This window comes from Aquamicrobium sp. (assembly GCF_023954335.1).
Taxonomy (GTDB): Bacteria; Pseudomonadota; Alphaproteobacteria; order Rhizobiales; family Rhizobiaceae; genus Aerobium.
In genome coordinates this window covers 2,335,562-2,355,857 of record NZ_JAMLIE010000001.1, presented here as the reverse complement: position 1 = coordinate 2,355,857, position 20,296 = coordinate 2,335,562, and the positions used below count along the sequence as shown (strand labels likewise).

The window sequence follows — 20,296 nt, the reverse complement described above, 5'->3', positions numbered from 1 at the left end:
ATGCAGCCCGCCCTGAAAACGATGCTCGCCGCAGCCGTGCTCGCCCTTGCCGGCGGCGCGCAGGCGGACACGTTGCGGGTCGGGCTCGCCGCGCCGCTCGACGGGCCCTTCGCCCTGCTCGGCGCGCAGATGCGGGCGGGCGCGGAAATCGCGGCCGCCGATACGGGAGCCGAGCTCGTCGTCGCCGACGACCAATGCACGGCCGAAGGCGGCGAGGCAGCGGCGCAGGAGCTCGCGGAGGCCGGCGTGGCGGCCGTTGCCGGGTTCCTGTGCCTCGAAGCAATCGAGGCGGCGCTGCCCGTCTTCAGGCAAGCCGGCATCGCCGTCGTCACGCCCGGGGTGCGCGCCAACGGCCTGACCGACCGGCGCGTGCGCACCGGCTGGCTTGTATGGCGGCTCGCACCGCGCGCCGATGCCGAGGCGGCGGCCATCGGCGCCATCCTGCCGCGGCAATGGCGCACCGAGCATTTCGCCATCGTCGACGACGGCACCATCCATGGCCGCGAGCTTGCCGAATCGCTGCGGCTCGCCGCCGAGATCGCCGGGCTGAAGCCGGTGTTCCTCGACACCTACCGGCCGCAGATGGAGAACCAGATCGGCCTCGTCGGCCGGCTGGCGCGCGCCGGGGCCACGCACGTCTTCGTCGGCGGCGACCGCGACGACATCGCCATCATGGCGCGCGACGCGGCCCAGCTCGGCCATGCGCTGACCTTCGCCGGCGGCGAGGCGCTGCGCGCGCCGGGCGACGTGCCGCTGGCGACCGGGACGCTGATGATCGCCCCGCCCGAATGGGTCGACCGCATCGACGGCGATACGCTCCGGCGCTTCACCGAAGCGGAAATCGTCCCGGAAGGCTATGTCCTGCCCGCCCATGCGGCCGTCACCGTCGCCATCGAGGCGCTCCGGCGGGCGCGGGCGGAAGACCTCGCGCCCGCCGACATGCTCGCGCGCGAGCGGTTCGAGACGCTGGTCGGCCCCGTGTCGTTCGACGACAAGGGCGATCCGGCGCGTTTCCCCGTCATCCTCCATCGCTACGACGGCGAACGCTTCCTGCCAACAGAATAGAGCCCGCCCATGCCCTTCGTTCCCGGTCCGAAGAACCTCATCACCGACGTCGCCGGCCTCAGGGTCGGCAATGCCGGCGATGCGCGGCTGAAAAGCGGCGTCACCGTCGTCCTGCCGGACGAGCCGTGCGTCGCTTCGGTGCAGGTGCTGGGCGGCGCGCCGGGCACGCGCGAGACCGACGCGCTCGAGCCGCACAACACGCTCCACGAGTTCCACGGCTTCGTGCTGTCCGGCGGCTCGGCCTTCGGGCTCGACGCGGCCTCCGGCGTGCAGGCGGCGCTGCGCGAGAAGGGCGTCGGCTTCAAGGTTGGTTCGGCGCTGGTGCCGGTGGTGCCTGCGGCGATCCTGTTCGACCTTATCAATGGCGGCGACAAGGACTGGGGCCGCTACCCGCCCTATCGCGAGATGGGCTACGAGGCGGTAGCGAATGCCGGCCCCGACTTCGCCTTTGGGACGGTGGGCGCAGGGATAGGCGCGCTGACCGCCGGGCTGAAGGGCGGCCTCGGCTCGGCCTCGACCCGCCTGCCGAACGGCGTCACCGTCGGCGCGCTCGCCGCCGTCAATCCGGTCGGCTCGGTGACGGTCGGGCGCGGGTCGCATTTCTGGGCGGCTCCGTTCGAGATCGGCGGCGAGTTCGGCGGCCTCGGCCTGCCGGCGCCGCTGCCGCCGGAGGCGACCGATCTGCGCTGGAAGTTCGAGGAAGGACCGCTGCCCGGCCGCGCCACCACCATCACCATCGTCGCCACCGACGCGAAGCTGTCCAAGGCGGCGGCCAAGCGGCTGGCGGTGTCGGCGCATGACGGCTTCGCCCGCGCCATCTGGCCGACGCACACGCCGGCCGACGGCGATCTCGTCTTCGCGCTGGCCACCGGCAAAAGCGGTGTCGAGCTCGGCATCGAGGGCGCGGCCGCGCTCTACGCCGCCGCCGGCGCCACCATGGCCCGCGCCATCGCGCGCGGCGTCCATGCCGCGACGCCGGCCGAGGGCGATCTCTATCCCGTCTGGTCGTCGCTGCGCGGCTGATCGCGTTCCTGCCGCCGCCATGGCGCGAGCCCGCGCGCGGCGCGCGAGAAGCGGCGATGCTCGTGCCAGGGGCGATAAGGCTCGGTGATCGCGAAGCGGATCGCGGCAGGCCCCTGCCCGAACCTGATCTCGGCGCTGCCCTTGCGGGCGAGGTCGCGGGCGGTGATGACGGCGGCTTCCCCTTGCCCGCACGGGCTGCGCGCCGTCGCATCGGCGATGACGATCAGCCCAGCCACGCCGCAGGCCGGGCGCGCGGCAGCGGCATCCGCCGCATGGGCCAGCACCGCACCGTCACCCCGGTCCACGAGGCAAAGACCGTCGCGGCAGGAGAAACCGGCGGTGGCCAGCCGGCTTTCCATCACCTCGCCCGGTGCCGCGTCCACCGGCCGGACGATCTCGCCGCCGCCGAAGGCGCGCCGCCAGTTGTCGAGGGTGAAGGCGCGCGGGCGCGGCCGGTTGACGGCGATGCGCCCGTCCTCCAGCCGCATGGCGACGAGGACCGCATCCTCCGACACGAAGGCGTCAGGCAGGTCGCGCGCGGCAAGAAGGCCGACGCCGAGCCCGATGAGCGGCAGCGCGAGCCAGCGCAGGGCGCTCGTCGCCATGGTCAGCACGGCGAGCGCCACGGTCAGCACCAGCACCGCCGCAAGCGGAATCGCGCCCGTCGCGTCGAAGGCGGAGCGCTCGGCCAGCCACAGCGCGATGGCGTTCATCGCCGCGATGCCCTGCCCCATCACCCACAGCGGCGCGGCGTCGAGGCCGAACGGCATCAGCAGCGCGGTAAGGACCGCCATCGGCATCACGGCGACGGACACCACCGGCATCGCGGCAAGGTTGGCGACGAGGCCGAGCGGCGAGACCTGCTGGAAATGCCAGGCGGTGAACAGCGCCGTCGCCAGCCCCGCCACCACCGAGGTCATCGACAGGCCGGCGGCGTAGCCGAGGCCGGTGCGCAGCATGGCGACGGGCATCCCCCGACTGATCGACGCTCGCGGCCGCCGCTCGCGACGGTCTCGCCACGCGGCGTAGGCGGCGACCAGCGCGGCGGTGGCGGCGAACGACATCTGGAACGAGGGGCCGACGACCTCGTGCGGCGCGACGATCAGGATGATGAGCGCGGAGATCGCGAGGTTGCGCATGGTCAGCGCCGCGCGGTCGACGATGACGGCGGCGAGCATCACGGCGAGCATGATGAAGCTGCGCTGGGCCGCGACGTCGCCGCCCGACAGGGCGAGATAGAAGGCGGTGGCGGCAAGGGCCGCGGCGGCGGCGTATTTCTTGACCGGGCGGCGCATGGAGAAGGACGGGAACAGCGCGAAGCCGGCGCGCAGGGAAACCATCAGCGTACCGGCCACCAGCGCCATGTGGAGGCCGGATATGGAGATGATGTGGTAGAGGCCGGTGACGCGCAGCGCCTCGTTGATCTCCTCGGGGATGCCGGCGCGAATGCCGGTGATCAGCGCGGCGGCGATGGCGCCCTCCGGCCCGCTTATCTGCGCCTCGATGCGCGCGGCCATGCGCCCGCGCCATTCCTCCACCCATGCGGCAAGCCGCTCGCCGAAGTCCGGCGGGCCGGTCTCGGCCACCCGCTCGGGCCGGGAGAGGAAGAACCCGACCGCGCCGATCCCGGAAAAGTAGCTCTCGAAGGCGAAATCGTAGCTGTCGGGGCGCACCGGGCCGGAGGGCGGCATCAGCCGCGCCACGCCTTGCACCGTCTCGCCCGGAACCAGCCCCTCCGGCGCGGCGCGCGCGGTGGCGCGGATACGGTGCGGCGCGTAGCGCAGCTGCGGCCGCTCCGTCGCCACGAGGTCGAGCGTCAGCCGCACGCGGCCGCTCGCCTGATGCTCGATGCGCACGACGCGGCCGGTCAGCCGGGTTGTGATCTCGGACCCCAGCATCGGCGTCGCCGCGCGCCACGTCTCGACCTTGCCCGCCAGCATGCCGGCGCAGACCATCGCCGCCGCGACGAGAGCGGCATGGAGAAGCGGGCGCGACAGGAGCGCGAAGGCCAACCCCGACGCCAAAACGAAGGAGAGCAGGAGCGGAAGAAAGGACGGCTCGGCCGCGAGGGTGAAATAGGAGAGCGCCCCGGCCGCCATGAACACCGGCGCGAACAGGAAGCCGTTGCCGCGCTCCGGCTCGCCGTCGAGCGCGCGGCGCAGCGTTGCCGGCAGGCCCCGGGCCACCGCGACCGGAGGATGGGAGGGAGGGCGTTCCGGCAAGGCCGGGCGGCTGTCGGCGGACACGGCCTCGCGCCGGGCCGGCATGGGCGCAAGCGGCGCCGCGCCCGGCAGCGCGAACTGCCGGCGCTCGTCGGTGCGCCCCGCTTCCCTCGCCTCCATGCCGCGCTCCCCGCCCGGGCTGGTTTCCCGGTAATCGCTTGCACGTCGAAGCGCCTATGCTACATGAGCGCCAGAAAAAGATCATCGGGCGTCGCGCCCGCACCCGTTCCCTTCTCACAGGCAGGAAGCCATGTCCGACAAGGTCGTCACCCGCTTCGCCCCCTCGCCCACCGGCTATCTGCATATCGGCGGGGCGCGCACCGCGCTGTTCAACTGGCTGTTCGCGAAGCATACCGGCGGCACGATGCTGCTCCGCATCGAGGACACCGACCGCGAGCGCTCGACCGAGGCCGCGACTGCCGCGATCCTCGACGGGCTGACATGGCTCGGCCTCGAATGGGACGGCGAGCCGGTGTCGCAGTTCGCCCGCGCGCCACGCCACCGCGAGGTGGCCGAGGAGCTGGTGCGCCTCGGCAAGGCCTATCATTGCTACGCGACACCCGCCGAGCTCGACGAGATGCGCGAGAAGGCCCGCGCGGAAGGGCGCCCGCCGCGCTATGACGGCCGCTGGCGCGACCGCGACCCCTCGGAGGCCCCGGCGGGCGTCAAGCCCGCCATCCGCATCAAGGCGCCGCAGGAGGGCGAGACGCTGGTGCGCGACCGCGTGCAGGACGACGTGCGCTTCCCCAACAAGGACCTCGACGACTTCATCATCCTGCGCTCGGACGGCAACCCGACCTACATGCACGCCGTCGTCGTCGACGACCACGACATGGGCGTCACCCACATCATCCGCGGCGACGACCACCTGACCAACGCCGCGCGCCAGACGGTGATCTACGAGGCCATGGGCTGGGAGGTGCCGGTGATGGCGCATATCCCGCTGATCCACGGCCCGGACGGGGCCAAGCTTTCCAAGCGCCACGGCGCGCTCGGCGTCGAGGCCTACCGCGCCATGGGCTACCTGCCGGAGGCGCTGCGCAACTATCTCGCCCGCCTCGGCTGGAGCCATGGCGACGACGAGGTGATGTCCACCGAGGACATGGTGCGCTGGTTCGAGATCGAGGACGTCAACCGCGGCGCGGCCCGCTTCGACTACGCCAAGCTCGAGGCGCTGAACGGGCTCTACATGCGCAAGAGCGACGACGCCGACCTTCTCGGGCGCTTCCTCGCCACCCTGCCCTTCATCGCGGAGCGGGGCGCGATTCCGGCCGAACCGAACGCGCAGCAGAAGGCGATGCTTCTCGCCGCGATGCCGGGCCTGAAGGAACGCGCCAGGACGCTGGTCGAGCTGGCCGACAGCGCGCAGTACCTGTTCGCGACGCGCCCGCTCGCCCTCGACGAAAAGGCGGCGCAGATCCTCGACGCCGGCGCGCGCGCGACGATTTCCGGCCTCATCCCGGCGCTGGAGGCGTTGGGCGACTGGTCGGTGGAGACGACCGAAGGGGCGGTGCGCGCCTATGCCGATGAGGCCGGGCTGAAGCTCGGCAAGGTGGCGCAGCCGCTGCGCGCGGCGCTGACCGGCCGCTCGACCTCGCCCGGCGTTTTCGACGTGATCGCGGTGCTCGGGCGCGAGGAAAGCCTCGCCCGCCTGCGCGACCAGGCGGCGTGAGGCGGCGGCGTTTCCACCCCATGGTGCAGCGCCGAAGCGCAATTGCGGAATCGCTTGGCAGGCCCCCGCAAATCGGATAGCAAGGGCGCGCAATCGGGAGTTGGTTGCCTATTTAATCCAATGGATTGACCCAAGGGATCGGCCCAAGGGACGGCACTGAGGCGGGGCGCCCTGAATTAAGAGGTGATGGTGATGAGCAGTTCGACCGCAAAGCTTGATTTCGACGGCAAGACCCAAGAATTCAAGGTCCGAAAAGGGTCGGTCGGGCCGGATGTCATCGACATCAGCGCGCTCTACTCCACCACCGGCGCCTTCACCTACGATCCCGGCTTCACCTCGACCGCGAGCTGCGAGTCGAAGATCACCTATATCGACGGCGACGAGGGCATGCTGCTGCATCGCGGCTACCCGATCGAGCAGCTTGCCGAGCACGGCGACTTCCTCGAGGTCTGCTACCTGCTGCTCTATGGCGAGCTGCCGACAAAATCGCAGAAGGACGATTTCGACTACCGCGTCACGCACCACACCATGGTGCACGAGCAGATGTCGAAATTCTTCTCCGGCTTCCGCCGCGACGCGCATCCGATGGCGGTGATGTGCGGCGTCGTCGGCGCGCTGTCGGCCTTCTACCACGACTCGATCGACATCTCCGACCCGCACCAGCGCATGGTCGCCTCGATCCGGCTGATCGCCAAGATGCCGACCATCGCCGCCATGGCCTACAAGTACCATATCGGCCAGCCGTTCGTTTACCCCAAGAACGACCTCAACTACGCCGCCAACTTCCTCCATATGTGCTTCGCGGTGCCGTGCGACGAGTACAAGGTCAATCCCGTGCTCGCCCGCGCCATGGAGCGCATCTTCATCCTCCACGCCGACCACGAGCAGAACGCCTCGACCTCGACGGTGCGCCTAGCCGGCTCGTCCGGGGCCAACCCGTTCGCCTGCATCGCCGCCGGCATCGCCTGCCTGTGGGGCCCGGCGCATGGCGGCGCCAACGAGGCGGCGCTGAACATGCTGGCCGAGATCGGCTCGGTCGACCGCATCCCCGAATTCGTCGCCCGCGCCAAGGACAAGAACGACCCGTTCCGCCTGATGGGCTTCGGCCACCGTGTCTACAAGAACTACGACCCGCGCGCCAAGATCATGCAACAGACCACGCACGAGGTGCTGGGCGAGCTCGGCATCAAGGACGACCCGCTGCTGGACGTCGCCATGGAGCTGGAGCGCATCGCGCTGACCGACGAGTATTTCATCGAGAAGAAGCTCTATCCGAACATCGACTTCTATTCCGGCATCACGCTGAAGGCGCTCGGCTTCCCGACCACCATGTTCACCGTGCTGTTCGCGCTGGCCCGCACCGTCGGCTGGATCGCGCAGTGGAAGGAGATGATCGAGGACCCGAGCCAGAAGATCGGCCGTCCGCGCCAGCTCTACACCGGCCACCCGTCGCGCGACTACGTGCCGATCGCCAAGCGCTGAGCGGCATTCGCATCCGGAAAGAAAAAGGGCGCTCGAAGCGCCCTTTTTCTTTCCTTATCCTGGCACTGCGACAATTTCCTAAAGCTGATCCTGAGCACTCCCGATCCGCGACAGCACCTCTTCGGCGGCGAGGTCGCCGGCCGGGCGCTCGGTCGTCATCCGCGCGGCCACCTGGGCGAGGCCGTCCACCTGCGCCGCGCGCACCGGTGTGTCGGCCCATAGCTGCTCGATCAGCCGCGCGAGATAGGCTGGCCGCAGATATTCGTTGTAGGCCTCCGGCACGACCGGCCAGTCGGCGATGAGGTTCGGCAGCGAGGCCGACCAGACGGTGACGAACGGCATGATGGCCGACAGGATCCAGTCCGTGCGGTAGCACGACACCATCGGCACGCCGCACAGCGCAAGCTCGAGCGATACGGTGCCGGAGGCGGCGAGCGCGGCGTCGGCCTCCCCGAAAGCCTGCCACTTGCCCTCCTCGCCGGTGACGACACGCGTGCGCACCGGCCAGTCCGACACGGCTTCCTCGACAAGGGGGGCGACATGCGGCACGGTCGGGACGATCACCTCGAATGTGTTGTTGCGCTGGCCGAGGGCGCACAGCGTCTCGCCGAAGGGCCCTAGCAGCCGGCGCACCTCGCTGCGGCGCGAGCCGGGAAGCACGAGCAGCCGCTGTGGTCTGTCCCCTGTGCCGGCGGTCCGGGCCGTCTGCGCCGCCCGCGCGGCGAGAACGCCCGGATGCGCCGTCAGCCGGTGGCCGACATAGACGCCCTCGGGGCCGTCGAGCCGCCGGAGCGCCTCGGGCTCGAACGGCAGGACGCACAGCACCTTGTCGACATGAGCGCGCATCGCCGCCGCCCGGCCGGGCCGCCAGGCCCAGACGCTGGGGCAGACATAATGGACAATGGGGATGCCGGGCGCGGCGGCGCGCACCTTCTTCGCCACCCGCAGCGAAAAATCCGGGCTGTCGACGGTGATCAGGCAATCGGGCCGCGCCTCGGCGATGGCAGCGGCGGTCTGGCCGATCCGCCGCATCAGCCGCGGCAGGTCGCGCAGCACGGCGGTGAAGCCCATCAGGGCGATCTCCGAGCCGTCGAACAGCGGCTCCAGGCCGAGCGCGGCGAGATGACGGCCGCCGACGCCGACGAGCTCGACCGGCCGGCCCGTCCGGCGCGACAGCGCGGCGACGAGGTCGGCGGCGAGCAGGTCGCCCGATTCCTCGCCGGCAACGACGCCGATGCGCAGCGGACCCGGCCCGGTCATGCGCCGGCCTCCGGCTTCAGGCCGACGACGAACAGCCCTTCCCTGTCGGCGAGCGCGACGGTCTGCGAAAAATCGAGGATGAACGAGGCGCCGGCGTCGAGGGCGATGCCGGAAAGCCCCGCCGCCTTCGCGCCTTCGATCGTCTGCGGCCCGATCGCCGGCAGGTCGGCGCGGCGGTCCTGCTGCGGCTTGCAGCACTTGACGAGGACGCCGCCGGCCTTGCCGGCCAGCCGGCCGTGGCCGCGCATCTGCGCGGTGCGCGCCAGAAGCCCGTCCGTACCCTCGATACCCTCGAGCGCGACCGCGCGGCCGCCGATGGCGATCGCCGCCTGGCCGATGTCGAGCCTGCCGATGGCGCGCGCGGCTATTGCCGCCGCCTCGATGTCGCGCCGGTCGGACGCGGACGGTCTTGCGCGCGTCATCACGCCCTCCGGCGTCAGCAGGTCGGGCACGATCTCGTGCGCGCCGACGACCGCGATGCCGTTCGCCTCCATCATGCCGATGACGGCGCGCAGCAGGCCGTCGTCGCCGCTCACGAGGCCGGCGGCGGCGCGCGGCAGGCCGGCCAGCAGCCGAAACGACCAGCGTATGGAAAGAAGGCGCGGCCGGCGCTCGATAAGGCCGGCGAGCACGACCCGGCCGACGCCTTCCTTGCGCAGGCGCGACAGCAGCGGGCCGAGATCCTCGACGGAAACGGAAAAACGCTCGGCGCCATCGTAGTCGGCATCGTCGGCCTCGCCCTCGACCACGGCGACGAAGGGGGCGTTTCCTCTGGCGATCAGGGTGCGGACCACGGCGACGGGCAACGTGCCTCCGCCGGCTATGACGGCGATGCGCCCTCGCCCGGCCTCGTCAGTGGTGGTGGATGGCTCAATCCCCGCCATCGCCGGCGTCTTCGCCACGGTCGCCGAGCGCCGGCACGGTGAAGTGCCGCTTGCCGCGGCTGGTCAGGAAATCGAGGATGTCCATCACCGCCGCGGAATCGGCGAAGGCCTTGCGGACCTCCTCCGCGTTCTCGGCCACGGTCTTTTCCGGCGAGAACAGCATGCGATAGGCGGCGCGCATGGTGCCGAGCTCGCTGCGACTCATTCCCGCCCGCTTGAGGCCGATGATGTTGAAGCCGCGCAGCCGCGCCCGGTCGCCCATGGCCATGCCGTAGGGAATGACGTCGCCGACGACGGCGGCCATGCCGGCGATGAAGGCGTGGTGGCCGATGCGCACGAACTGGTGCACGGCGGCGTGGCCGCCGATGATAGCGCCGTCGCCGACCTCGCAATGGCCGCCGAGGGTGGAGGCATGCGTCAGCGTGACGTTGTCGCCGACGATGCAATCATGGGCGACGTGCGAATAGGCGAGGAAAAAGCCGTTGTTGCCGACGACGGTGGCGGCGCGGCCGTAATCGGTGCCGCGATGCATGGTGACGGATTCGCGGATGTCGCAGTTCTCGCCGACGGTCAGCGTCGAGGGGCCGCCCTTGTGCTTCCTGTCCTGCGGCAGGCCGCCGAGCGCGGCGAAGGCCTGGACCTGCGTGCCGGCGCCGATGGCGGTGTCGCCGATGACGGAGACCTGGTTGGCGAGGCGGACGCGGTCGCCCAGCACCACGCCGGAACCGACATAGCAAAGCGGCCCGATCTCGACATCGACGCCGAGCCTGGCGCCCGGCTCGACCACCGCGCTCGGATGGATGACGGTTCCGCTCATCTCGGTTCCCTTCAGGCGGCCGGCTTCGGCGACATCATGGCGGAAATCTCGGCTTCTGCCGCCTTGGTGCCGTCGACCAGCGCCTCGCAGGCGAACCGCCAGATGTTGCCGCGCTGCTTCAGCTTGCGGACATGGATTTCCAGCCTGTCGCCCGGCACGACCGGCCGGCGGAACTTGGCGTTGTCGATTGTCATGAAATAAACGAGCGAGGGCTTGTCCTCGCCGGTCGAGCGGATGCAGATCGCGCCCGCCGTCTGCGCCATCGCCTCGACGATGAGGACGCCCGGCATCACCGGCTGGCCGGGGAAATGGCCCTGGAAATGCGGCTCGTTGAAGGTGACGTTCTTGATCCCGACGGCGGAATTGTCGCCGTCGATGTCGACGATGCGGTCGACGAGGAGAAACGGATAGCGATGCGGCAGGAGCCGCAGAAGCCCGAGAATATCGACGCTTTCGAGCGCCGCCGCCTGTTCAGCCATCGCGTCCTGCCTTCTTCGTCTCGTCCCTGTTCCTGCCCGCCATCGCACGCAGCATGGCGATCTGGCGCATGGTCTGCTTCATCGGCTGGGCCGGCACGCCGCCCCAGCGCTCGCCGGCGGGCACGTCGGTCATCACGCCGCTGGCGGCGGCGATCTGCGCCCCCGCGCCGATGCTAAGGTGGTCGGCCACACCCGCCCGCCCGCCGAGCATCGCCCCGTCGCCGATGGTCACGGAGCCCGAGATGCCGCAATGCGCGGCAAGCACGCAGAAGCGCCCGATCCGCACATTATGGGCGATCTGGACCATATTATCTATCTTCGTCCCCTCGCCGATCACCGTGTCGGACAGGGCGCCGCGGTCGATGGCGGCGTTGGCGCCGATCTCGACATCGTCCTGGATGACGACGCGACCGAGCTGCGGCACCTTCTCGAGACCGGCCGCGCCCGGAACGTAGCCGAAGCCGTCCTGGCCGATCCGCGCGCCGGGATGGACGATAACGCGATTGCCGAGAAGCGCATGCTGGATCGCCGCGCCCGCCCCGACAGAGCCGCCGCGCCCGATGCGGCATGATGGCCCGATGACGGCATTGGGGCCGACGATCGTGCCTTCGCCGACCTGCGCGTCAGGGCCGACGACCGCCCCGGCCTCGACGATCGCGCCCGCCTCGACGAGCGCGGAAGGATGGATATGGGCGGCGGGGGAAATGCCGGTCTCGCCGGTCATCGCGCCCGGCCGGCTCGCCGCCGGGAACATCAGCCGCCCGATCATCGAGAAATCGCGATGCGGGTGCCTGGAGACAAGGACGGCGACGCCTGCCGGCGCGAGCGCGGCCACGTCCTGCGAGCACAGAAGGACAGAAGCCTCGACGCCGGCGAGCATGCCGGCATTGCGCTTGCCGTCGACGAAAACGAGCGCGCCCTTGCCGCCGCGATCGGCCTGGGCGAGGGTCACGATCTCGTTGCTGGCATAGTCGGGGGTGAGAAGCGTCGCGCCGGTCAATGCCGCCACTTCGTCAGCATTGAAACGGCGCGACGGCGCAAAGAATACCGGATCGCTCATGCAAGCTTTCTCTTCCGGGCCTCTAACGAGGCCCGGAAGCGCGCTACCCGATTGCTAGAAGCGGGTCGAGACGCCGAAGTTGAAGTTCTGAACCCGGTCGCTGTCTTCCTTGGCAACCGGAACCGCATAGTCGACGCGCAGCGGCCCGAAGGGCGAAGCCCAGATGATGGAGGCGCCGACGGACGCGCGCCACTCCATGCCGGTTCCGTCAATGGTAACGCCCGGAATCCCCTTTAGATCGCTGCCGTAGAGGGTGGCGGCGTCGGCGAAGACCGCGCCGCGCAGGCCAATACCCTCGGATAGAACCGGGAACGGGAACTGGACCTCGGCCGAACCGTGGAAGTAGGTCGTGCCGCCGAGATGCCGGCTTTCGCGTCCGGTCGCAGCTGAATCGAACGGACCGATGCCGTTGTGCTTGAAGCCGCGAATGATGCGGTCGTTGCTCTGGAAATGGTCGAACACCCGCAGCCCCTCGCTGCCGAAGCTCTCGATATGGCCACCACCGGCCGAGAGCATGCCGACGAGGTCCATCTCGTCAGACAGGGTCTTGTAATAGGTGCCGCGACCCGAAAGCTTGACCCACTGCGCGTCACCGCCGAGACCGGCGGTCTCGAGCGTCAGGTTGGCATAGATGCCGCTGCGCGGGTTCTTCATGTCATCGATGGTGTTGTAGAGCAGCGTGCCGCTCACCGACGACTTCACCCACGGGCTCTGCTCTTCAATCGCGTGCTGAAGATAGCGGGAGATGCGAACCGAACCGCTCGACCGGCACTCGGTTCCGGTCAATATACCATCACCGTTCTCATCGCAGTAATCGGTGTACTCGTACTTCTCCTGCGTCAGGTTGTAGGCGACCTGCGCCGTCAGGGCCTGCGTGATCGGCAAGCCGAAGCGCACGGTGCCGCCCGTCAGCTCGGTCTTGTAGTCGTCGTACTCGGCCGTGTTGCGATAGATGTCGAAGCCGGCGCTGATGCGGCGGCCGAGGAAATACGGCTCGGTGAACGAAAGCTGGTAGTTGCGCGAATCCTTGCCGCCGCCGGCCGAGAACCGGATGGCCTGGCCGCGACCGAGGAAGTTGCGTTCCGCGATCGAGCCCTCGACCGAGAAGCCCTTGTTCTGGCCGCCCGTCGAATAGCCGCCGCCGATCGACAGCTCGCCCGTCGACTTCTCGACCACGTCGATGACCAGCACGACCTGATCCGCCTCGGAACCCGGCGCGGTGGCGATGTTGACGGTCTCGAAGTAATCAAGGCGTTCCAGGCGCCGCTTCGCGCGCTGGATGAGCGCCTGGTTGAACGCGTCGCCTTCGCTGATGTCGAACTCGCGGCGAATGACATAGTCGCGCGTGCGCGCATTGCCGCGAATCTCGATGCGCTCGATATAGGCACGCGGTCCCTGGTCGATCGAATAGACCACCGAGATCGTCTGGTTCTCGAAGTTGCGGTCGCCGCGCGGCGTGACCTGCGCGAAGGCGTAACCGAGGCCGGCAGCCTGCTCGTTCAGCGCGACCAGCGTGTCCTCGACAGCCTTGGCGCTGTAGTGGTTGCCTTCCTTGGTCTTGATCGAGCCCTTCAGCGTCTCGCCGTCGAGACCGGCGACGGTGCTCTCGACGTCGATCGAGCCGAAGCGATAGCGCTGCCCTTCGTCGACGGTGAAGACGACGCGATAGCTGTTCTTGGCGTCGTCGAACTCGGCGTTGGACGAGATGACGCGGAAGTCGGCATAGCCGCGGTTGTAATAGAACCGGCGCAGCAGCTCCTCGTCGGCGCGCAGGCGGTCCTCGTCATAGATGTCGTTGCGCGACAGGAAGGACAGGAGACCGGACCGCTTGGTCGCGATGACGTCGCGCAGGCGCGAGTCGGAATAGGCGTCGTTGCCCTCGAACGCGATGTCGGCGATCTTGGTGCGGTCGCCTTCCTGGATGTCGAAGATGACGTTGACGCGGCCGTCGCCGAGATCGGAGACCTGCGAGGAAACGGTCGCGTCGTCGCGCCCGATGCGGGCATAGGCCTGGCGAATCGTCTCCACGTCCGCAGCAAGCAGCGAATCGGAGAACGAGTTGCGGGGCTGAAGCTGGATCTGGCGGACGAGGTCGGCGTCCTTGATCTTCTTGTTGCCCTGGAACAGCACCTGGTTGACGATCGCATATTCCTCGACGCTGACGACGAGGGTCGAGCCGACCTGGTTGATGCGCACGTCCGAGAACAGACCGGTCGAGAACAGCCGCTTCACCGCCTCATCGATATCGCCGGCGCCGAAGTTCTGCCCCGGCCGGATACCGACATTGCTGCGAATCGTTTCGGCATCGACGCGCCGATTGCCGCGAACCTCGATCGAGCTGACGACCGCCGCCTCGGCCACGCTGGCGGTGGCGAATTGCAGAGCGGTCGCGCCGGAAACCACGAGGCCGGCCGAAAGAGCCACCGCCGAAACGGCGCTCATGAAACTGGAAACTGCCTTCATTGGGCTTTGAAACCTTTTATTCTCGTAGTCCCCACGGCGAGAAGACCGGGCGACGCGGTCAGTCCGCCTACCGTATTACCCGGATTTTCCCTACAAGCAAGGCTCCGGGTTAACATGCGTTTACTAAAATGCGCGGCGTGACATTCGCGTCACGTCTGCGCCGTTCTATGGTAAATGAGCGGTCAACGCCACCGGTCCGGTCGATAGTGCGCTCCTTCAGCATCCGAACAGATCGTTCCAGAAGACGAAGCCCATGAAGGCGAGCACGGCCAGCATGCCCACCCTGTAGAAAAGCTCCATGACCCGTTCCGAGACGGGGCGGCGCATCACCGCCTCGACCCCGTAGAAGGCGAGATGACCGCCGTCGAGCGGGGGAATCGGCAACAGATTCAGGAAGCCGATGCCGACGGACAGGACTGCGACGAGCTGCACCAGCCATTCGAAGCCGAGCGAGGCGGCCTTGCCGGCCATGTCGGCGATGCGCACCGGCCCGCCGAGCTGGCAGCGGTCCTCCCGCCCGGACACGAAACGTTGGAGGAACTGGCCGGTCCGGGCGATGATGTGGCCGGTTTCCTTGACCGCCTCCGCCACCGATTCGACGGGCCCGTACTCGATATGGCGCGGCTGGCCCATCTCCTCGTTGTTGACGACGCCGATGATGCCGACGCGGATGGTGTTGCCGAGCGCGTCGGTCTGCTCGACCAGCTCCGGCGTCGCGGTCAGGGTGACCTCCTCCTCCTCGCCACGCGCCATGACGAAGACGATCGGATCGCCGGCGCGGCCGGAGACCAGCCGCTGCACGTCGCCGAAGGTGTAGACGCGGGTGCCGTCGACCGTAACGAAGCGGTCGCCCGGCTGGAAGCCGGCCGCCTCGGCCGGAGACCCGGCGCGCACCTCGGCCACCATCGGCTCTGAGATCATCCGCCCGTAGATCGAAAACATCACCGCGAAGACGGCGATGGTGAGGAGGAAATTGAAGGCGGGGCCGGCGAAGACGGTGGCGGCGCGCTTCCAGACGGGCTGGAGGTGGAAGGCCGTGCGGCGCTCCTGCGCGCTCAGCCCGGCATCCTCCTGCGACGAAGGATCGCTGGTCACGCTCATGTCGCCGACGAACTTGACGTAGCCGCCGAGCGGGATGGCCGACAGCTTCCAGCGCGTGCCGCGGCGGTCGTTGAAGCCGACGAGTTCGGGGCCGAAGCCGACGGAGAACTCGCGCACGCCGATGCCGCACCAGCGGCCGACGAGATAGTGGCCCATCTCATGCACGAAGACGACGACCGTCAGCACGAACAGGAAGGGAATGATGGTTGTGAAGACGATGTTGTCGAAGCTGAAGAATGTGGCGAGAAATTCGTTCACTGTGATCCCTGTCCGTCCCTCGGCGCCGGCAATGCGCTGACATCAAGCCCAATACCGGCAATTCCGTGTCCGAGCCTGACCAAATTCGCAACGGCAGGTCACGGGACGGATATTCGGGGATGCCGTCAGCGCACGGCGCGCAGGATACGCTTCCAGATCGTTCCGCCGAGGAACCTGTTGAAGACGACGAAATAGGCGACGATCAGCGCAAAGGCCAGCAGCGCCCTCCAGCCTTCGAGCTGGAAGCCGTTCTCGGTGAGGCCGCCGAATACAACGCCGACCACTAGGCCCACCACGACGAAGGCGGTGATCGCGTCGAGAAGAAAGGCGAGGATGATGCGCCAGCTCGCCACATCACGCTGTTCCGTCATGAAGAACCTCTTCATTTGCGGGCTCGCGCTCGGGGCGAGCCCTCTGCTGTCAACGACCGAAGAACGCGTCCGCCGGCGTGTTCGGCCCGGCAATGGCCGCGCCGAGAAGGAAAAGCGCGAAGGCGGCCGTGGCCAGCCCGTCGACCCTGTCCATCACGCCGCCATGGCCGGGGATGAGCTGGCTCGAATCCTTGACGCCGAAACGCCGCTTGATCCAGGATTCGAAGAGGTCGCCGCCTTGCGAGACGACCGAGAGCACCAGCGTCAGCGCCAGCAGCGCGCCCCAGCCGAGCGGCGAGCCGAGCTGGCCGGCGACGAAGATGCCGGCTAAAACCGCGGCGACTGTCCCGCCCACCGCGCCGCTCCACGTCTTGCCGGGCGAAATGGCAGGCGCGAGCTTTGGCCCGCCGACGGCCCGGCCGACGAAATAGGCGAGGATGTCGGTCGCCCACACCACCGCGAACAGGAACAGCGTCGCCGCGAGGCCGACGGCGTCGGCCCCGCGCAGCGCCGAAAGCGCGATGCCGAGCAGCCCGGCATAGGCGAGGCCGAAGGTCGGCCAGACGCCCGCCTCGAACCTAGCCGCATGCGCGCCGGTGACGACGATGGCCCCGACCAGCGCCATCGACAGGAACGAGCTCGACGCGCCGGTGACGAGCAGGATGAGGAGGACGGCGAGAAGGCCGATGGCCAGCCAGCGGTTCGAGGGCTTTTCGGAGCGGGCGGTCATGGTGAGCCACTCGTAGAGCACCGCCCCGGAGATCGCGGCCGCGAGCAGGCGATACCAGACGCCGCCGGCCCAGGTCAGCGCCAGCGCGACGACGATGAGCACGGCGCCCGAGATGACGCGCTGCTGGAGGTTGCTCGCCTGCCCGCCGCTCATGACGCGACCGTGCGGGCGACCACGCCGCCGAACCGCCTTTCCCGCTCGGAAAACCGCTTGATCGCCTCGTCGAGCTCGGCAGGGCCGAAATCGGGCCAGTAGCACGGCATGAAGACGAGCTCGGAATAGGCGCTCTGCCACGGCAGGAAATTGGACAGGCGCTGCTCGCCGCTGGTCCTGATGACGAGGTCGGGGTCCGGGATCAGGCGCGTGTCGAGGAACTGGGCGAACGCTTCGGGCGTGATCTCGGCCGGATCGAGCGTGCCGGCGGCGACGGCCTCCGCCACCTGCCGCGCGGCGCGGGCGATCTCGTCGCGGCCGCCATAGTTGAAGGCGATGACGAGGTTCATGGCGCGGTTGGCCACCGTCAGCGTCTCGGCTTCCTCGACCAGCGCGCGGATGTCCGGCGACAGGCCCTCGCGGGCGCCGATCATCCGCACCCTGACGCCGGACTGGTGCAGCTCGGCGAGATCGCGGCGGATGAAGGTCTTGAGCAGGCCCATCAGGTCGCTCACCTCGGCCTTCGGCCGCGACCAGTTCTCCGACGAGAACGCGTAGACGGTCAGCCAGTCGATGCCGAAATCGCCGGCGGCGCGCACGGTGCGGCGCAGTGCCTCGACCCCGGCGCGATGGCCGGCGGCGCGCGGCAGCCCGCGCGCCTTGGCCCAGCGGCCGTTGCCGTCCATGATGATAGCGATATGGGCAGGCTTCACGATGCGGCCCCTTTCAGGAGAACCCATGCCGGCGCGCCGATACCGGGTTTCGCGGCGCGCCGCGCTCAAACCTGCAGGATTTCCGCTTCCTTCTCGGCCAGCAGGCTGTCGATCGAGGAAATCGTATCGTCGGTCAGCTTCTGGACCTTCTCGTTCTGGACGCGGGCGTCGTCCTGGCTGATGTCGCCGTCCTTCTCCGCCTTCTTGGCATGGTCGATGCCGTCGCGGCGGACGTGGCGTACGGCCACCTTGGCCTGCTCGGCATATTGATGCGCGATCTTGACCAGTTCCTTGCGGCGCTGCTCGTTGAGCTCGGGCAGCGGGATGCGCAGCGTGGTGCCGTCGACGATCGGGTTGAAGCCGAGATTGGATTCGCGGATCGCCCGGTCGACCGCGCCGACGAGCTGCTTGTCCCAGATCGAGACGGAGAGCATGCGCGACTCCGGCACGCTGACCGTCGCCACCTGGGAGATCGGCATCGGCGAGCCGTAGGCCTGGACCTGGATCGGGTCGAGTAGGTTCGCCGAGGCTCGGCCCGTGCGCAGCGAGGCGAGATCGTGCTTGAAGGCGGAAATCGCGCCGTCCATGCGCCGCTGCAAATCCTTGAAATCGACTCCGGTGCTGCTCATTCGACTCTCCGCTGCCGGCAGGCCGGCATCCTTGCTTGCTGTTCGCGCCCGTTCTGTCGGCGCCCGGGTGTCGCCTCAGGAGGCGTCGCTGACGACGGTGCCGCGGCCCTCGCCCCGCAGAATGGCGCCGAAACCGCCCTTCTCGTGAATCGAGAAAACGATTATCGGAATGTTGTTCTCGCGCGCAAGTGCAATTGCGGCCGTATCCATGATCGCGAGGCCGCCGCGGATCACCTCGTCATGGGTGATGCGCTCGTAGCGGCGCGCCGTGGGGTCGCGCTTGGGGTCGGCGGTGTAGACGCCGTCGACCTGCGTTCCCTTGAACAGCGCGTCGGCGCCGATCTCGGCCGCGCGCAGCGCCGCCGCCGAATCCGTCGTGAAGAAGGGATTGCCGGTGCCGCCGGCGAAGATCACCACCTTGCCCTGATCCATGTAGGCCGTGGCCTGACGCTGCGAGAAGCTCTCGCACAGCTCGGGCATGGCGATGGCCGACAGCACGACCGCCTCGACGCCGATCTTGTTGAGCGAGGTGCGCAGCGCCAGCGAGTTGATGACGGTGGCCAGCATGCCCATGTGGTCGCCGGTGACGCGGTCGCCGCCCGCTGAAGCCACGGCGACCCCGCGGAAAATGTTGCCGCCGCCGATGACGATGCCGACCTCGACGCCCATGGCACGCGCCTCGGCGACGTCCGCGGCGATGCGGTCGGCGACGGAGACGTCGATGCCGAATCCCTGCTCGCCCATCAGCGCCTCGCCGGACGCTTTGAGAAGGACACGGCGGTAGGCTGGCCTGGACGTCATGGAATATCCTCTTATCGCGCTACGCGGTCAGGCGATACACGAAGGGCGCCGCGATGTCACGCGGCGCCCTTCGTTCGATCGGTTGAAGATCGAGGCGCTATCAGCTCTTGACGGCCGCCGCGACTTCCGCCGCAAAATCGCTCTCTTCCTTCTCGACGCCCTCGCCCAGCGCGAAGCGGACGAAGCCCGCGAGCTTCGCCGGCGCGCCGATGTCCTTCTCGGCCGCTTTCAGCGCCGCCTCGACGGTCAGGTCCGGGTTCATGACGAAAGCCTGCTTCAGCAGCACGACTTCCTCGAAGAACTTGCGCATGCGGCCTTCGACCATCTTCTCGATGATGTTCTCCGGCTTGCCCGACTCGCGGGCCTGCGCGGCGAAGATCTCCTTCTCGCGGGCGACGGCCGCCGGGTCGACCTCTTCCGGGGTCAGCGCCAGCGGGCTGGTGGCCGCGACATGCATCGCCACCTGGCGCGCGAAGGCGCGCGCGGCGTCCGCATCGCCCGTCGTCTCGATGGCGACGAGCACGCCGATCTTGCCGAGGCCGTCGGCGGCCGCGTTGTGGATGTAGGTGGCGACGACGCCGGCCGGAACCGCGAGCTTCGCCGAGCGGCGCAGGTTCATGTTCTCGCCGATGGTGGCGACGGCGTCCTTGATCGCCTCGTCGACCGGCTTTCCGGTGGTCGGATAGGTGGCGGCGCCGACTGCGTCGCGCGTGCCGTCAGTGCCGAGCGCGACCTCGGCCACGGAGCGCACCAGATCCTGGAAGGCCTCGTTGCGGGCGACGAAATCGGTCTCGGAATTGACCTCGACCACCACGGCGCTCGTGCCGTCGGCGGCGACGCCGATCAGGCCTTCGGCGGCGGTGCGGCCGGCCTTCTTGTCGGCCTTGGCGATGCCCTTCTTGCGCAGCCAGTCCACGGCGGCGTCGATGTCGCCATTGGTCTCGGCCAGCGCGGCCTTGCAGTCCATCATGCCCGCGCCGGTCATGTCGCGCAGTTGTTTGACCTGTGCAGCAGAAATGCTCATTGTCGCCTCTTCAAATCCGTCTTCTTCAAAAGGAGCGGCGCACCGGGATGGGAATGTCCAGGTGCGCCCGCCTTGCTTACATGGTGTCG

Annotated in this window: 18 protein-coding genes; 4 read left to right on the top strand and 14 right to left on the bottom strand. The window is 68.8% G+C overall.

All coding sequences use genetic code 11. The features are described from left to right. Both M9945_RS11650 and M9945_RS11645 read left to right on the top strand, forming a co-directional pair. Window positions 1-1,065, top strand: coding sequence for a branched-chain amino acid ABC transporter substrate-binding protein (locus tag M9945_RS11650; protein ID WP_367944623.1), 1,065 nt, complete (start codon window positions 1-3; stop codon window positions 1,063-1,065). Window positions 1,066-1,074: 9 nt separating this feature from the next. Further along, entirely contained in the window at window positions 1,075-2,088 is a 1,014-nt protein-coding gene (locus M9945_RS11645; RefSeq protein WP_367944622.1) for a P1 family peptidase, read from the top strand. On the opposite strand, the gene M9945_RS11640 is transcribed toward M9945_RS11645, so the two are convergent. Beyond that, the gene (locus M9945_RS11640) at window positions 2,058-4,430 is read right to left on the bottom strand and encodes a ComEC/Rec2 family competence protein (RefSeq protein ID WP_367944621.1); all 2,373 of its coding nucleotides are present in this window, start codon (window positions 4,428-4,430) and stop codon (window positions 2,058-2,060) included. The two genes, M9945_RS11645 and M9945_RS11640, sit on opposite strands and share 31 nt — an antisense overlap. A 130-nt stretch (window positions 4,431-4,560) precedes the next feature. Here M9945_RS11640 and gltX point away from each other — a divergent pair, with 130 nt between their 5' ends. Continuing rightward, the gene (gltX, locus tag M9945_RS11635) at window positions 4,561-5,982 is read left to right on the top strand and encodes a glutamate--tRNA ligase (RefSeq protein ID WP_367944620.1); all 1,422 of its coding nucleotides are present in this window, start codon (window positions 4,561-4,563) and stop codon (window positions 5,980-5,982) included. A 192-nt stretch (window positions 5,983-6,174) separates the two neighbouring features. Further along, window positions 6,175-7,464, top strand: coding sequence for a citrate synthase (gltA, locus tag M9945_RS11630; RefSeq protein ID WP_367944619.1), 1,290 nt, complete (start codon window positions 6,175-6,177; stop codon window positions 7,462-7,464). 78 nt (window positions 7,465-7,542) lie between these two features. Here gltA and M9945_RS11625 read toward each other — a convergent pair whose 3' ends face one another. From M9945_RS11625 to tsf, 13 genes are all read right to left on the bottom strand, one after another. Next, on the bottom strand, window positions 7,543-8,724 hold the full coding sequence (locus M9945_RS11625; protein WP_367944618.1) for a lipid-A-disaccharide synthase: 1,182 nt from the start codon (window positions 8,722-8,724) through the stop codon (window positions 7,543-7,545). Further along, window positions 8,721-9,608 carry an LpxI family protein gene (locus tag M9945_RS11620; RefSeq protein ID WP_367944617.1) on the bottom strand — a complete coding sequence of 296 codons (888 nt, stop codon included), beginning with the start codon at window positions 9,606-9,608 and terminating at the stop codon, window positions 8,721-8,723. Before M9945_RS11620 ends, M9945_RS11625 begins: the two co-directional genes overlap by 4 nt. After that, complete coding sequence (gene lpxA, locus M9945_RS11615; protein ID WP_367944616.1) at window positions 9,595-10,425, bottom strand: acyl-ACP--UDP-N-acetylglucosamine O-acyltransferase; 831 nt, start codon at window positions 10,423-10,425, stop codon at window positions 9,595-9,597. The genes M9945_RS11620 and lpxA overlap by 14 nt, the downstream gene beginning before the upstream one ends. Window positions 10,426-10,436: 11 nt before the next feature. After that, complete coding sequence (gene fabZ, locus M9945_RS11610) at window positions 10,437-10,904, bottom strand: 3-hydroxyacyl-ACP dehydratase FabZ (RefSeq protein WP_367944615.1); 468 nt, start codon at window positions 10,902-10,904, stop codon at window positions 10,437-10,439. Continuing rightward, a complete protein-coding gene (gene lpxD, locus M9945_RS11605) occupies window positions 10,897-11,964 on the bottom strand; it encodes a UDP-3-O-(3-hydroxymyristoyl)glucosamine N-acyltransferase (protein ID WP_367944614.1) in 1,068 nt (355 codons plus the stop codon). Before lpxD ends, fabZ begins: the two co-directional genes overlap by 8 nt. A 54-nt stretch (window positions 11,965-12,018) precedes the next feature. Then, entirely contained in the window at window positions 12,019-14,427 is a 2,409-nt protein-coding gene (bamA, locus tag M9945_RS11600; RefSeq protein WP_367944613.1) for an outer membrane protein assembly factor BamA, read from the bottom strand. 216 nt (window positions 14,428-14,643) lie between these two features. Next, entirely contained in the window at window positions 14,644-15,786 is a 1,143-nt protein-coding gene (locus tag M9945_RS11595; protein ID WP_367944612.1) for an RIP metalloprotease, read from the bottom strand. 125 nt (window positions 15,787-15,911) lie between these two features. After that, the gene (locus M9945_RS11590) at window positions 15,912-16,157 is read right to left on the bottom strand and encodes a hypothetical protein (protein ID WP_367944611.1); all 246 of its coding nucleotides are present in this window, start codon (window positions 16,155-16,157) and stop codon (window positions 15,912-15,914) included. Window positions 16,158-16,206: 49 nt separating this feature from the next. Further along, window positions 16,207-17,040, bottom strand: a complete 834-nt coding sequence (locus tag M9945_RS11585; protein ID WP_367944610.1) for a phosphatidate cytidylyltransferase — start codon at window positions 17,038-17,040, stop codon at window positions 16,207-16,209. Then, window positions 17,037-17,756: an isoprenyl transferase gene (locus tag M9945_RS11580; protein WP_367944824.1), complete on the bottom strand. Its 720-nt coding sequence runs from the start codon at window positions 17,754-17,756 to the stop codon at window positions 17,037-17,039. Before M9945_RS11580 ends, M9945_RS11585 begins: the two co-directional genes overlap by 4 nt. A 62-nt stretch (window positions 17,757-17,818) precedes the next feature. After that, entirely contained in the window at window positions 17,819-18,382 is a 564-nt protein-coding gene (frr, locus tag M9945_RS11575; protein ID WP_367930314.1) for a ribosome recycling factor, read from the bottom strand. Window positions 18,383-18,457: 75 nt separating this feature from the next. Next, window positions 18,458-19,183 (bottom strand): UMP kinase, encoded by a 726-nt coding sequence (pyrH, locus tag M9945_RS11570; RefSeq protein ID WP_367944609.1) that lies wholly within the window; start codon window positions 19,181-19,183, stop codon window positions 18,458-18,460. Window positions 19,184-19,283: 100 nt separating this feature from the next. Then, the gene (gene tsf, locus M9945_RS11565) at window positions 19,284-20,207 is read right to left on the bottom strand and encodes a translation elongation factor Ts (RefSeq protein WP_367944608.1); all 924 of its coding nucleotides are present in this window, start codon (window positions 20,205-20,207) and stop codon (window positions 19,284-19,286) included. Window positions 20,208-20,296: the final 89 nt, after the last annotated feature.

What these genes read in the sequence shown, in the direction of transcription:
- M9945_RS11625 (WP_367944618.1), bottom strand. Translation starts at nt 8,724, where the DNA reads ATGACCGGGCCGGGTCCGCTGCGCATCGGCGTCGTTGCCGGCGAGGAA.
- fabZ (WP_367944615.1), bottom strand. Translation starts at nt 10,904, where the DNA reads ATGGCTGAACAGGCGGCGGCGCTCGAAAGCGTCGATATTCTCGGGCTT.
- lpxD (WP_367944614.1), bottom strand. Translation starts at nt 11,964, where the DNA reads ATGAGCGATCCGGTATTCTTTGCGCCGTCGCGCCGTTTCAATGCTGAC.
- M9945_RS11650 (WP_367944623.1), top strand. Translation starts at nt 1, where the DNA reads ATGCAGCCCGCCCTGAAAACGATGCTCGCCGCAGCCGTGCTCGCCCTT.
- pyrH (WP_367944609.1), bottom strand. Translation starts at nt 19,183, where the DNA reads ATGACGTCCAGGCCAGCCTACCGCCGTGTCCTTCTCAAAGCGTCCGGC.
- M9945_RS11640 (WP_367944621.1), bottom strand. Translation starts at nt 4,430, where the DNA reads ATGGAGGCGAGGGAAGCGGGGCGCACCGACGAGCGCCGGCAGTTCGCG.
- M9945_RS11645 (WP_367944622.1), top strand. Translation starts at nt 1,075, where the DNA reads ATGCCCTTCGTTCCCGGTCCGAAGAACCTCATCACCGACGTCGCCGGC.
- frr (WP_367930314.1), bottom strand. Translation starts at nt 18,382, where the DNA reads ATGAGCAGCACCGGAGTCGATTTCAAGGATTTGCAGCGGCGCATGGAC.
- M9945_RS11620 (WP_367944617.1), bottom strand. Translation starts at nt 9,608, where the DNA reads ATGGCGGGGATTGAGCCATCCACCACCACTGACGAGGCCGGGCGAGGG.
- gltX (WP_367944620.1), top strand. Translation starts at nt 4,561, where the DNA reads ATGTCCGACAAGGTCGTCACCCGCTTCGCCCCCTCGCCCACCGGCTAT.
- tsf (WP_367944608.1), bottom strand. Translation starts at nt 20,207, where the DNA reads ATGAGCATTTCTGCTGCACAGGTCAAACAACTGCGCGACATGACCGGC.
- lpxA (WP_367944616.1), bottom strand. Translation starts at nt 10,425, where the DNA reads ATGAGCGGAACCGTCATCCATCCGAGCGCGGTGGTCGAGCCGGGCGCC.
- M9945_RS11585 (WP_367944610.1), bottom strand. Translation starts at nt 17,040, where the DNA reads ATGAGCGGCGGGCAGGCGAGCAACCTCCAGCAGCGCGTCATCTCGGGC.
- M9945_RS11590 (WP_367944611.1), bottom strand. Translation starts at nt 16,157, where the DNA reads ATGACGGAACAGCGTGATGTGGCGAGCTGGCGCATCATCCTCGCCTTT.
- gltA (WP_367944619.1), top strand. Translation starts at nt 6,175, where the DNA reads ATGAGCAGTTCGACCGCAAAGCTTGATTTCGACGGCAAGACCCAAGAA.
- bamA (WP_367944613.1), bottom strand. Translation starts at nt 14,427, where the DNA reads ATGAAGGCAGTTTCCAGTTTCATGAGCGCCGTTTCGGCGGTGGCTCTT.